Here is an 11,530-nt window from a genome sequence, read left to right on the forward strand (position 1 = left end):
GTCGATGTGGGTCGACGATGCGGCCAGGGAACTGATCAGCCGCAGCCAGTGTTTGCCTGGCAGTGTGCTGCCGGAACACATCGCCAATATGGCGCTGTTTCTTGCCTCCGATGCGTCGGCGATGTGTTCGGCGCAGAACTTTATTGTGGATGGCGGTTGGGTGTAGCGGGCTTATTCGATCGGGTATTTACGAAAGGCCGGATGCTGCTCGAGCAACCGGGTGTGACGTTGCAGGTTGGGAAACGCATCGGCCTTGAGCACTGACGGCAATTTGAGCTGGGTGAATGACCAGGTGACAGCGGCAGTCAGCGCGGCCTGGTTCAGGCGTTCGCCGCTAGCCTGGGCCAGGTGCTTTTCCAGCAGCGAGTAGGCCGCCAGCAACTGCTCGGTTACGCGGTCTAGCCACGGTTCGTGCAGTTTCTGCGCAGGGCGCAGAAGGTGCTCGTAGACAATTTGTACGGTTTTCTCACATGCCGCCAAGGCCAAACCGAGCACTTGCAGGTCCTTGGCGAGCGCGTCGGCGGTGTGTGGCAGAAGCTTTTTGTCGGTCGGCGCCAGGGTTTCGAAGTAGTCCAGGATCAGGCTTGAATCCATTAGCATCGTTCCATCATCCAGCACCAGCGTGGGCGCCTTGACCACTGGGTTGATCTTGGAGAACTCGGCGTAAGTGCTGAACACCGAGAGTGGCTGGTGCACGAAGTCCACGCCGTACAGCTCCAGGGAAATTGCCACGCGTCGCACGTAAGGCGAGTCCAGCATGCCGACCAGTTTCATGCAGCCTCCATTGCTAACAGGATGTTTGGCTCACGAGATTAAGGGCACTGCGTCGGCCTGCGCAATGGCCGCGTGCAGTGCCCGATAGGCGTCCACCAATTGGCCCAGACTGAACGCCAGGTTGCGCCCGCTGGGGTTGGGCAAGACCCATACCGACGCTGCGCCGAATAACTGCGCTTGCGGCCCCCACTCAATCTGCCTTTGGCCGGACAGCGCGCGGTAGCCGGCTTTGCCGAGAAACGCGATGACGCGCGGCTGGCAGCGGCGGATTTTCTGTTCAAACGCCGTCACCGCCTCCTTGAATTCATGCCGCGCCAATTCCCCCGCGCTCGCGGTCGGGCGCTCTACCAACGTGGTCAGGCCATATTGATAGTCGAGCAGGGTTCGTCCATCCTCGGGGCGAATTGCATGTGGCGTAAAACCCGCCAGCTGCAGCGTGCGCCAGAAACGGTTGCTGCGATTGGCAAAGTGCTGGCCGATGGCGGCGGAGCCTTTGCCTGGGTTGATGCCGCAGAACACCACGTGCAGGTGGTTGGCGAGGATGTCTTCGAGGCGGTCGCTCATGGTGGTTCTGCCTGTCAATGGGTCAGCAGCCACTCAGTAAAGCGGCGCACGCGGATCATTGTCACTGTCGCGATGGGTCAAGCGGGCCCAGCGGGGGCTACGAATGTTGGGGTCTAGCAACGGTGTGAGCAAGCCATCTTCCTGCGTGGCGGCGCAATACGCCGAAGACCGGTCGACCTCGGGTGATCGCCAGCGCGCCGTGGCATACCTGGATGGGGTGACTGCCCACGTGGCGGCGCTGCAAGCCAAGCGTCGTGTGTGGCAATTGCAAACCCGGCAATTGAGCGCCAATGTGGGCCTGATCAAAGCGCTGGGTGGCGGATGGAACGTGGCCCCATTGGCTGCGTCGAACCCTATTCATTGAAACCAAGGAGAAGTCAGCATGACCGAGTACGTACCCCCGAAAGTCTGGACCTGGGACACCGAAAGCGGCGGCACCTTCGCCAGCATCAACCGGCCTATAGCGGGTGCAACGCATGAGCAGGCGTTGCCGGTGGGCAAGCACCCGCTGCAACTGTATTCCCTGGCCACGCCCAATGGGCAGAAGGTCACTATCTTGCTCGAAGAGCTGTTGGCCCTGGGGCATGCCGGCGCTGAGTACGATGCTTGGTTGATCAAGATCGGTGACGGTGATCAGTTTGGTAGCGGGTTTGTGGCGGTGAACCCGAACTCGAAGATCCCAGCGTTGCTGGATCGCAGTGGTGATACGCCGATTCGCGTGTTCGAGTCGGGTGCGATTTTGCAGTACCTGGCAGAGAAGTTTGCGGCGTTCTTGCCCACCGAACCTGCCGCGCGTGCGGAGTGTTTGTCGTGGTTGTTCTGGCAGATGGGCAGCGCGCCTTACCTGGGCGGTGGCTTCGGGCATTTTTATGCGTATGCGCCGAGCAAGGTGGAGTATCCGATTAATCGGTTTGCCATGGAGACCAAGCGTCAGTTGGATGTGTTGAATCAGCGCTTGGCGGTGAGTGAGTACATCGCCGGGGATGAGTACACCATTGCCGATATTGCGATTTGGCCTTGGTATGGTGGGTTGGTCAAAGGCCGTTTATATGGGGCGTCGGCAGAGTTTCTGTCGGTGCATGAGTACACGCATGTGCTGCGGTGGGCGGATGCGATTGAAGCCCGGCCGGCGGTGCAGCGGGGGCGGCGGGTTAATCGGGTTTCCGGGGAGCCTGCGGAGCAGTTGCGCGAGCGGCATGATGCGAGTGATTTGGACTGACGGGGAGTGCTGGCGGGGAGTACATACGATCGTTCCCACGCAGGCGTGGGGACGATCACTTGAGCGCTGCCAACTGTTTCCAATCAATCGCAAACCGCGCCAGGTACTTGCGCAGACGGTCCGCATCATTCGGCTGGGCCTTGGCCTGACGCGACACACCGAACAATCGGCGGCCAGCATCAGACAGGCTGTCTGCCTGCAAGCACACCTCAATCACCGCCTTCAGTTGCAGCTGGTCAAACAGGTCCAGATCCGCAGGCAGCAAGGCTTGCCACTCAGCGTGCGGCGCAGACAAGCCCCAGGCGTAACGCAAGCGTTGGATCTCCTCTTCAACCTGGGCCTCATCAATACGCCCGCTGTCCGCCAGCGTTGCCATGCGCGTGATCGAAGCAGACAACTCACGAAAGTTACCCAGCCAGGCTGCTTCGCTGGAGCAGGCGAACACCAAGTAACGGCGCCGCGCCTCCAGATTGAAACGCACGCGACGGCCTTGCTCGCGGGCGTGGCGCTCCAGTTCGAAGTCGAGATTGGGTTCGATGTCTTCACGTCGGCCCGCCAGGCCGGGCAGGTCAAAGGTCCATAGGTTGATACGCGCGTAGAGGTCTTCGCGAAACAGCCCTTGGGCCACGCGCTCGCGCAGGTCGCGGTGGGTGCCGGCGATGATCAGAAAATCACTGGCCACTTCCTGGTCGGCGCCCAGTGGATAGAAGCGTTTTTCTTCGATGGCCTTAAGCAGCATCGCCTGCTCATCCAGCCCCAGTTCGCCGATTTCATCGAGAAACAGCATGCCGCCATCCGCCGCGCGCAGCAGGCCGTCGCGGGCATTTTGCGCGCCGGTGAAGGCACCTTTGATGTGGCCGAACAGCGCCGACATCGCACCATCGCCGCGCAGGGTGGCGCAGTTCACTTCAACAAAACGCCCCTGGATTTGGTGGCGGCTGCGTTTGAGTTCGTAGATGCGCCGGGCGAGGAATGACTTGCCGGCACCGGTGGGGCCGATCAGCAGCATCGGCGCCTTGGAGCGCACGGCCACCCGCTCGATCTGCTCGATGGAGCCGTTGAAGGCGCTGTTGCGGGTGGCGATCCCCGACTTGAGAAACGCCAGGCCTTCCAAGCGTTTTTCGGCAAAGCGCGAGGCGATGCGGTCGTAGCGCGACAGGTCGAGGTCGATCAGTGTGTGGGTGCCGGTGGCAGGCGCGGTTTCGTCTCTGCGCCGCGCTGGCGCGGTCTGGATCAGGCGCGCCGGCAGGTTGCGCGCCTCGGTCAGCAGGAACCAGCAGATTTGCGCCACGTGGGTGCCAGTGGTGATGTGCACGAGGTAGTCCTCGTGTTCGGTATTGAAGGCATAGTCGGTGGTGAAGTCGTGCAGCGCGGCGTAGACCTCTTCGAAGTCCCAGGGGTTTTGCAGTGGCATCGCGTGCAGGCGCACCTCGGTCTGCGGGGAGATCTGCAGGATGTCAGCGCGCACCCGTTCGGCGAGGCTCACGTCGCGCGCGTCGACGTCGTGGATCAGCTCCAGGCGATCAATCAGCACATCGGCTTGCTGGCACAGGCCGACACTGGGGCGCCAGTAGTTCCAGCGGTTGGCGCCCTTGCCGACGCGATCCAGCTTGGACCCGATAAACCCGATGGCGACAGTGCGCTTGCGTTGCATGACGAGACCAAAATATAAATGACGATAGTAAAGGATATAAATTAGCCGATGAGTTTGTCATCGCTTTTCGGTATTTAAATCTGAATAGTTATAAATAGTCATATAAAACAAATAGATATGAGTTTTTAATGGGTTGGTGAAAAAGCTGGCACGCCTGCTGCTATAGCTCAATCAACGCCGCAGTGACGGCTTTCAAAAAAGAATCGAGATCATGCAAGAGAAGACCTACCAACTGCTGGAAGTGGCCAACGGCAAGCCGATCAAACTGTGGACCGAGGGCGTGCCCGTGGAACCTGAAGCCCGTCAGCAACTGATGAACACCGCCAAGATGCCGTTTATCTTCAAGCACCTCGCGGTGATGCCGGACGTGCATCTGGGCAAGGGCTCGACCATCGGCAGCGTGATCCCTACGGTGGGCGCGATTATCCCGGCAGCGGTGGGCGTGGACATCGGCTGCGGCATGATTGCCGCGCGTACCACACTCACCGCCAGCGACTTGCCGGACAACCTCCACGGGTTGCGTTGTGCCATCGAAGCCGCCGTGCCCCATGGCCGCACGCGCAGCCGTAAAGGTCGCGACAAAGGTGCTTGGGAAGACGTGCCTGCCCAGGCTGATCAGGTCTGGGCGATGCTGCATCCAGGGTTCAAGGCGATCACCGATAAATACCCACAGCTGGAGCGCAGCAACAACCGTCAACATTTGGGCACCCTCGGTACGGGTAACCACTTCGTCGAGGTGTGCCTGGATGAAGCCAACCGTGTCTGGTTCATGTTGCACAGCGGTTCGCGCGGTGTAGGCAACGCCATCGGCAACCTGTTTATCCAGCTGGCCCAGGCGGATATGCGCCAGCACCTGGCCAACTTGCCGGACCGCGACCTGGCCTATTTCGAAGAAGGCAGCCAGCACTTTGATGACTACGTGCAAGCCGTGGGCTGGGCCCAGGATTTTGCCCGCCAGAACCGCGAGTTGATGATGCGCGCGGTGGTCCAGGCCACACGCCAAGTCATCAGCAAGCCGTTTGAGGTGGCGCTGGAAGCGGTGAACTGCCATCACAACTACGTGCAAAAAGAGCGGCACTTTGGTGAGGAGGTGCTGGTGACGCGCAAGGGCGCTGTGTCGGCGAAGAAGGGCGAGCTGGGGATTATTCCGGGCTCCATGGGCGCGAAAAGCTTCATCGTGCGCGGCCTGGGCAACGAAGAATCGTTTTGCTCATGCAGCCACGGCGCCGGCCGCACCATGAGCCGCACCAAGGCGAAAAACACCTTCACGGTGGCTGACCAGATCCGCGCGACCGCCCACGTGGAGTGCCGCAAGGACGCCGATGTGATCGACGAAATTCCGATGGCCTACAAGGACATCGACGCTGTCATGCATGCCCAGCGCGAGCTGGTGGAAGTGCTGCACACCTTGCGTCAGGTGGTGTGCGTAAAAGGTTAACAGGGGAGCAATCATGGAAAAGGAACAACACCACCCATTGAGCGACGCCATGCGTGCGCGGGTGCTGGATGAGTTGGCACGCATAGAGCGCGAGCGCAACGTGACCGTGCTGTATGCCTGTGAGTCGGGCAGCCGGGCCTGGGGTTTTGCCTCTACCGATAGCGACTACGACGTGCGCTTTGTCTATGTGGAAAAGCCTGATTGGTTTGTGCAGGTGGATACGCCACGGGACGTCATCGAACGCCCGCTGGATGATGAGTTGGATGTCAGCGGTTGGGAGCTGCGCAAGACCCTTGGCCTGTTGCGCAAGTCCAACCCTACATTGCTGGAGTGGCTGGATTCGCCGCTGGTGTATCGCCAGCAAACGCAGGCGACAGAGCAACTGCGGGCCTTGGCCGAGGCGTTCTACAGCCCGCCGGCAGCGCGTAATCACTATTTGTCGATGGCCAAGAAGAATTTTCGCGGTTACCTGCAAGGCGACGAGGTGCGGTTCAAGAAGTACTTCTACGTGCTGCGGCCGTTGCTGGCGGTGCGTTGGATCGACCTGGGCCTGGGGCGGCCGCCGATGACCTTCGCCGACTTGCTTGGCACGGTGGATGACTCGCAGTTGCTCGACGAAGTGGCAACGCTGCTCGCCCTCAAGCGCAATGCCGGTGAAGCCGCTTATGGCCCACGACGCCCGGCGCTGCATGAATTTATCCTGCGCGAACTGGAACGCAGCGTGCCGGTATTGCCACGCACGCAAGCAGACTCACAACGGCTGGATCAGTACCTGCGGGACACCGTCAACCGCTACGCATAAGGATGAACATGAAACAGGACGTGATTGAACTCGACGGCGCCATCGGCGGTGGCCAGGTGCTGCGCAGTGGCTTGAGCCTGGCGATGGTGACCGGGCTGACATTGCGCATCACCAACATCCGCGCCAAACGCAGCCGGCCCGGCTTGATGCGCCAACACCTGACCGCCGTGCTGGCCGCCGCCGAGGTCTGTGGCGCCCAGGTGCAAGGCGCTGAACTGGGGTCGCAGACCCTGCTGTTCGAGCCCGGGGCGATTCAAGGCGGTGACTACCGTTTTGCCATCGGCACGGCCGGTAGTTGCACGCTGGTGTTGCAGACGTTGTTACCGGCGCTGTTGCGCGCGCCGAACGCCAGCCGCGTGACGATCAGCGGTGGCACCCATAACCCGCTGGCGCCGCCGGTGGACTTTTTGCAGCGGGCCTGGCTGCCGCTGTTACGGCGCATGGGCGCGCGTGTCGAATTGAACCTCAATCGCCATGGTTTTGTGCCGGCTGGCGGCGGTGAGATTGAGGCGTTCATCCAGCCATCGCACCTGCTGCCGTTGCAACTGATGCAGCGCGGTAAGCTGCTGGAGGCCCGCGCCACCACCCTGAATGCCGGGCTGCCCGCCCAAGTCAGCGAGCGTGAGTTCAAGCGCGTCCGCCAACGTCTGGGCTTCACCGAGGCGCAGTTATTCCCGGTTGAGATTGACCCGCAGCAGGGGCCGGGCAATGTGCTGATGCTGGAGTACGTGCACACGTACGTTACCGAGGTGTTCAGCGCGTTTGGCATGGCGAGTGTGCGTGCCGAGACCGTGGCCGATCAAGCCATCGAACAGGCGATAGAGTGGCAAGGCACTGACACGGCGGTGGGCGAGCACCTGGCGGATCAGTTGCTGTTGCCGATGGCGTTGGCAGGCGGCGGCCGCTTTACCACGCCGCACATGAGCGAGCATTTGCACAGCAACATGACGGTGATCCAGCGTTTCCTGCCGGTAGTGATTGAGAGCCACGTGCGCGAAGAAGGCGGGTTGCTGATCGAGTGCCGGGCGCGCTAGCGATGCTCAGACGTCACGTTCTGCGGCGGCATTAGCTCAATGCGGCTTAACTCAACAGCCCGGTGCTGACCGCCACAATCAGGAAGATCCCCAGCAACGCGCGGTAAATCACGAACGGCCAGGTGGAGAACCGCTCCAGCAAGCGCATCAAGCCCCAGATGGCGAAAAACGCCGAGATGCTGGCGACCACCAGGCCGAAGATTAAGTGCGACCAGGCGTGGGCGGGCAGGTCGGCGTGCAGCAGCACCCACAGCTCTTTCAAGCCGGCGAGGGCGATGGCGGGCAGGCCCAGCAGGAAGGAAAAGCGCGCGGCTTCTTCACGCTTGAAGTTGAGGAACAGCGCGGCGGTCAAGGTGGAACCGGAGCGCGACACGCCTGGAATCAGCGCGCCGATCTGTGCAATGCCGACGATCAGTGCGTCGCGCAGGCGCATCTGACGCATGTCTCGGGTGTGGCGCGCACGCAGTTCGGCTCCAGCCAGTAGCACCGCCATCACCAGACAGGAAATGCCGATCACCATCAGGCCGCGCAGGGGCGAATTGCAGGTGTTCAAGGTCGAAGACAGCGCCAGGCCGGCAATTCCGATTGGGATAGTCGCCAATACAATTGCCACTGCCAGCTTGAACCACTGGTCGTTGTAGTCACCCCGGCGCACTGCGCTGATGCTGCCGGTGGTGACCTGGCGCACATCGCGCCAGAAATAACTGACCACCGCCGCCAGCGCCGCCAACTGCATCGCTGCCGAAAAGGCCGAGCCCGGGTCTTGCCAGCCGAGCAGGGCGGGCACCACGCGCATGTGCGCCGTGGACGATACCGGTAACAATTCGGTAATGCCCTGGATCACGCCCAGGATGAAGATCTGCAGGTAGTCCAGGGAGGCAAAGCCCACATCCAGGCCGGCGGAACAGACGTTGGTCAAAGTACATGTCCTTGAAGAAGAGGCTTGAGAAAACAGCGGGTTGGGCAAAGTTTATTCTAAATGTTTCAAGATTTTGGTCCGCCCCAGACAAATCCGCAATCGGTTCAGCAAATAGAAAGGTTATGCAATGTATTGGCCTGCGCTAATCTTTTGTGAACAATGCCGACCTGCATTTTTTGACCGAGAGCCCCATGCCTGAAACCACCGTCGAATTGATCCAGACCGGCCCCGATGCGTCTGAGCTGATCCGTAACCTTTACCAGTACTACGCCTATGAGTCCTCGGACTGGGAGCAGGAAGATGTCGAGGCGGACGGCCGTTTCTATATCCATGACGAGCACCTGACCCGCTACTGGCAAGACCCGCAATGGAGCGCCAACCTGCTGCTGGTGGATGGCTATATCGCCGGCTTCCTGCTGATTGAAGGCAGCGAAATACCGGGCATCGTCGCCCTTGAACTGGCCGACCTGTTCATCCTCAAGCGTTATCGCCGCAAAGGCATCGGCCGCGCCATTGCGACTCAGGTGTTGAGCAGTGGCGAGGCCAATTGGCTGGTGCGCTTTTACGATCAGGACGAAGTGTCCCAGGCATTCTGGCGCGCGGTGCTGGATAACCTGCCGCGCCCGGCACAGGCGATTGAGCTGGAGGATGACCCGCAACTGGTGAGTTATTTGATCACCCGAGCGGCGCTGCATTAAACGCGATGTTGAACTTAAGCGGGCGAGGCGGCTCCTAGGCTCGTCGGCCGCTGCGGCCCTGAATTTCACAAGGATGCGAAATGAACACGTTTTCTTCATTCAAGTTTGTCGTGTGTGCTGTCGTAGTGCTGACCTTGGGCGGTTGCCTGACGATGTCGGGTAACTACAAGGTCACGGCCGTCGACGCCACGGGCGCTCCGGTCAAGATGGAGTTCACGACCCAAGGGCGGGGCATTTACTCTATTCGCAATGCGTTCTGCATGAATAACCCGAAGGGCACGGTCACCATCCGTGACTTGGACACGGGCGAAGAACTCAAGAGCGAAAGCCCATACCACTGTCGCTAGGTCTTCAATAGCGCGCCTGCGCGTGCGTTCTGGTTACAAACCCCAAAGAGGCTTCGGCCTCTTTTTTATTGCCTTGAAAAAACATCAGCCGAGCGTCAGCTTGCGCACCGGCATGGTTCGCCTCAATGGCTGCGGGCTTGTTGTGGCGAGCGGGCTCGCCACGGTGGAGTTGCGCCTAACTCGGGTTGAACAACACCTGTTGCATCGCCTGCGGCGGCTGCCCGAATGCGCGCAGAAACGCCTGGCGCATGCGCTCGCGATCACCAAAACCGGTTTCGCGCGCCACCACTTCAACCGGGTGGCGGCTGGTTTCCATCATCGCTCGGGCGGCTTCCACACGCAGGGACTCAATGGCCTTGGCCGGCGTCTGCCCGGTTTCTTCGCGAAACACCCGGCTGAATTGGCGTGGGCTCAGCCGGGCCACGTCGGCCAGGGCTTCCACCGACAGGTCATGGGTGAGGTTCTCGCGGGCGTAGGCCAGGGCCAGTTGCACGCGGTCGGATTTTGGGTCCAGTTCCAACAAGGCCGACAATTGCGATTGTTCACTGCCGCGGCGCTGGGCAATCACCAGTTTGCGCGCGATACGCCGGGCAAGGTCGCTGCCCAAGTCGGCCTCTACCATCGCCAGTGCCATGTCCACACCGGCGCTCATGCCAGCACCGGTCCAGATCTGGCCGTCGACCACGAATAGTTTGTCTTCTTCCAGCTGGATATCCGGGTGGCGTTTGCGAAATGCCGGCGCGTGAATCCAGTGGGTGGTGGTGCGCTTGCCTTCGAGCAAACCGGCTTCGGCCAATACGAAAATGCCCATGCACAGCGAGGCCACGCGCCGCGACTGCGCGGAGGCGGCCTTGACCAATTCGAGCAGGTTGGCCTCGGGCAGGCGAAATTCCAGATAGCCGCTGACGATCAGCGTGTCATAGCCCTGCGGCCGAATCGGCGTGGTATTCACCGAAAAACCCTGGGAAGTCATGACCGCGCCGCCACTTTCCGACACCAGGTGGAACGCATAAGCCGGCTCGCCGCGCAGCAGGTTCGCGCACTCGAACACCGAGCCCAGGCTGAGGCTCAGGGACTGGAAGTTCGGGTAAACCATCAGCGCAACGCTGTGCATTGTCATTCTCCAAGGGGCGCAGGAGTGGGGATTGTCGGCGGGTGCTGCGCAAACGGCAACTGCCTTCGCAGCATGTCCGGAATCCTTGCGGATATGACATTGTTGAAGTTTTTCTTGGCGCCTAACATCCCCTCAACGAACTAGACGACTGGTCTAATCGGACGGGATGAATGATGACTAACGAGACTAAAAGTGCAAGGCAGACGATTCTGGACGCGGCGCAATTGATTGTGAGCCGCAAAGGATTTTCTGCGGTGGGGTTGAACGAAATACTTCAAGCCGCCGATGTGCCCAAAGGTTCGTTTTATCACTACTTCAGCTCCAAAGATGCGTTCGGCGTTGTCCTGCTCGATACCTATTTCGACCACTACGTGACAGGCATAGAGCAACTGTTCCAGCAAACCGAGCTGTCCGCAGCGGCCAGGTTAATGCGCTATTGGCACACCTGGATCGACAATCAGACCGGCTGCACCGACGCGGGCAAATGCCTTGCCGTCAAACTCGGTGCTGAGGTGTCAGACCTTTCAGAGCCGATGCGTTTGGCCCTGCAGCGCGGCACCGCGCGCACCATCGCCTTGCTTGCCGAGGCCTTGCAGAACGGCCTCGAAGACGGCTCGCTGACGGTCCGGCAACACCCCGAAAGCCTGGCCCAACGCCTGTATGCGTTGTGGTTGGGGACCAGCGTCATGAGCAAGATCACCCGAACATCCGCGCCTTTTGACCAGGCGTTGCTGCTGACCCAACAGCTGTTGGGTTGCCCTGAACCTACTGACAATCACATCGATCGAGGCACTGGAAAATGAAAGTATTAATGGTACTGACCTCTCACGACCAGCTTGGCAATACCGGTCGTAAAACCGGCTTCTGGCTCGAAGAATTTGCTGCACCCTATTACACGTTCAAGGACGCCGGCGCCGAGTTGGTGCTGGCATCCCCAGCCGGTGGGCAGCCACCGTTGGACCCGGTC

Annotated in this window: 14 protein-coding genes and 1 pseudogene; 10 read left to right on the top strand and 5 right to left on the bottom strand. The window is 60.6% G+C overall.

The window, feature by feature from the left end:
• Window positions 1–166 (top strand): SDR family oxidoreductase (locus tag E0F99_RS25870; RefSeq protein ID WP_130909003.1); only part of this gene is annotated, 166 nt, incomplete at its 5' end.
• 5 nt (window positions 167–171) lie between these two features.
• Here the strand turns inward: E0F99_RS25870 and E0F99_RS25875 are convergent.
• Both E0F99_RS25875 and mug read right to left on the bottom strand, forming a co-directional pair.
• Entirely contained in the window at window positions 172–774 is a 603-nt protein-coding gene (locus E0F99_RS25875) for a glutathione S-transferase family protein (protein ID WP_083358788.1), read from the bottom strand.
• Between the two features lie 30 nt (window positions 775–804).
• Window positions 805–1,338 carry a G/U mismatch-specific DNA glycosylase gene (gene mug, locus E0F99_RS25880; RefSeq protein WP_083358787.1) on the bottom strand — a complete coding sequence of 178 codons (534 nt, stop codon included), beginning with the start codon at window positions 1,336–1,338 and terminating at the stop codon, window positions 805–807.
• 124 nt (window positions 1,339–1,462) lie between these two features.
• On the opposite strand from mug, the gene E0F99_RS25890 reads away from it, so the two are divergent.
• Window positions 1,463–1,702, top strand: coding sequence for a hypothetical protein (locus E0F99_RS25890; protein ID WP_423213184.1), 240 nt, complete (start codon window positions 1,463–1,465; stop codon window positions 1,700–1,702).
• Window positions 1,703–1,720: 18 nt separating this feature from the next.
• Window positions 1,721–2,557, top strand: coding sequence for a glutathione-dependent disulfide-bond oxidoreductase (gene yghU, locus E0F99_RS25895; protein ID WP_083358786.1), 837 nt, complete (start codon window positions 1,721–1,723; stop codon window positions 2,555–2,557).
• 55 nt (window positions 2,558–2,612) lie between these two features.
• Here yghU and rtcR read toward each other — a convergent pair whose 3' ends face one another.
• Window positions 2,613–4,211, bottom strand: a complete 1,599-nt coding sequence (rtcR, locus tag E0F99_RS25900) for an RNA repair transcriptional activator RtcR (protein WP_130909004.1) — start codon at window positions 4,209–4,211, stop codon at window positions 2,613–2,615.
• 211 nt (window positions 4,212–4,422) lie between these two features.
• On the opposite strand from rtcR, the gene E0F99_RS25905 reads away from it, so the two are divergent.
• Genes E0F99_RS25905 through rtcA form a run of 3 tightly spaced genes read left to right on the top strand, consistent with a single transcriptional unit; the run spans window position 4,423 to window position 7,485 of the window.
• Complete coding sequence (locus E0F99_RS25905) at window positions 4,423–5,649, top strand: RtcB family protein (RefSeq protein WP_083358784.1); 1,227 nt, start codon at window positions 4,423–4,425, stop codon at window positions 5,647–5,649.
• Window positions 5,650–5,662: 13 nt separating this feature from the next.
• On the top strand, window positions 5,663–6,451 hold the full coding sequence (locus E0F99_RS25910; RefSeq protein ID WP_083358783.1) for a nucleotidyltransferase domain-containing protein: 789 nt from the start codon (window positions 5,663–5,665) through the stop codon (window positions 6,449–6,451).
• Between the two features lie 8 nt (window positions 6,452–6,459).
• On the top strand, window positions 6,460–7,485 hold the full coding sequence (rtcA, locus tag E0F99_RS25915; protein ID WP_083358782.1) for an RNA 3'-terminal phosphate cyclase: 1,026 nt from the start codon (window positions 6,460–6,462) through the stop codon (window positions 7,483–7,485).
• A 46-nt stretch (window positions 7,486–7,531) separates the two neighbouring features.
• Here the strand turns inward: rtcA and E0F99_RS25920 are convergent, their stop codons facing one another.
• Window positions 7,532–8,404: an undecaprenyl-diphosphate phosphatase gene (locus E0F99_RS25920; RefSeq protein ID WP_083358781.1), complete on the bottom strand. Its 873-nt coding sequence runs from the start codon at window positions 8,402–8,404 to the stop codon at window positions 7,532–7,534.
• A gap of 191 nt (window positions 8,405–8,595) precedes the next feature.
• Here E0F99_RS25920 and E0F99_RS25925 point away from each other — a divergent pair, with 191 nt between their 5' ends.
• The gene (locus E0F99_RS25925; protein WP_083360443.1) at window positions 8,596–9,102 is read left to right on the top strand and encodes a GNAT family N-acetyltransferase; all 507 of its coding nucleotides are present in this window, start codon (window positions 8,596–8,598) and stop codon (window positions 9,100–9,102) included.
• An 80-nt stretch (window positions 9,103–9,182) separates the two neighbouring features.
• Window positions 9,183–9,449, top strand: coding sequence for a hypothetical protein (locus E0F99_RS25930; protein WP_083358780.1), 267 nt, complete (start codon window positions 9,183–9,185; stop codon window positions 9,447–9,449).
• 175 nt (window positions 9,450–9,624) lie between these two features.
• Here E0F99_RS25930 and E0F99_RS25935 read toward each other — a convergent pair whose 3' ends face one another.
• A complete protein-coding gene (locus tag E0F99_RS25935; RefSeq protein WP_083358779.1) occupies window positions 9,625–10,563 on the bottom strand; it encodes a GlxA family transcriptional regulator in 939 nt (312 codons plus the stop codon).
• Between the two features lie 173 nt (window positions 10,564–10,736).
• On the opposite strand from E0F99_RS25935, the gene E0F99_RS25940 reads away from it, so the two are divergent.
• Together E0F99_RS25940 and E0F99_RS25945 are read left to right on the top strand one after the other, a co-directional pair.
• Entirely contained in the window at window positions 10,737–11,366 is a 630-nt protein-coding gene (locus E0F99_RS25940) for a TetR/AcrR family transcriptional regulator (RefSeq protein WP_083358778.1), read from the top strand.
• A pseudogene (locus E0F99_RS25945) lies at window positions 11,363–11,530 on the top strand (type 1 glutamine amidotransferase domain-containing protein); the annotation flags it as partial. The gene E0F99_RS25940 and the pseudogene E0F99_RS25945, both read left to right, overlap by 4 nt.

The organism is Pseudomonas antarctica, assembly GCF_900624995.1.
Taxonomy (GTDB): domain Bacteria; phylum Pseudomonadota; class Gammaproteobacteria; order Pseudomonadales; family Pseudomonadaceae; genus Aquipseudomonas; species Aquipseudomonas antarctica.

Coding starts and splice junctions, on each gene's coding strand:
- E0F99_RS25875 (WP_083358788.1), bottom strand. CDS start 774: ATGAAACTGGTCGGCATGCTGGACTCGCCTTACGTGCGACGCGTGGCA.
- E0F99_RS25905 (WP_083358784.1), top strand. CDS start 4,423: ATGCAAGAGAAGACCTACCAACTGCTGGAAGTGGCCAACGGCAAGCCG.
- E0F99_RS25910 (WP_083358783.1), top strand. CDS start 5,663: ATGGAAAAGGAACAACACCACCCATTGAGCGACGCCATGCGTGCGCGG.
- yghU (WP_083358786.1), top strand. CDS start 1,721: ATGACCGAGTACGTACCCCCGAAAGTCTGGACCTGGGACACCGAAAGC.
- E0F99_RS25925 (WP_083360443.1), top strand. CDS start 8,596: ATGCCTGAAACCACCGTCGAATTGATCCAGACCGGCCCCGATGCGTCT.
- E0F99_RS25935 (WP_083358779.1), bottom strand. CDS start 10,563: ATGCACAGCGTTGCGCTGATGGTTTACCCGAACTTCCAGTCCCTGAGC.
- E0F99_RS25940 (WP_083358778.1), top strand. CDS start 10,737: ATGACTAACGAGACTAAAAGTGCAAGGCAGACGATTCTGGACGCGGCG.
- E0F99_RS25930 (WP_083358780.1), top strand. CDS start 9,183: ATGAACACGTTTTCTTCATTCAAGTTTGTCGTGTGTGCTGTCGTAGTG.
- rtcR (WP_130909004.1), bottom strand. CDS start 4,211: ATGCAACGCAAGCGCACTGTCGCCATCGGGTTTATCGGGTCCAAGCTG.
- mug (WP_083358787.1), bottom strand. CDS start 1,338: ATGAGCGACCGCCTCGAAGACATCCTCGCCAACCACCTGCACGTGGTG.
- rtcA (WP_083358782.1), top strand. CDS start 6,460: ATGAAACAGGACGTGATTGAACTCGACGGCGCCATCGGCGGTGGCCAG.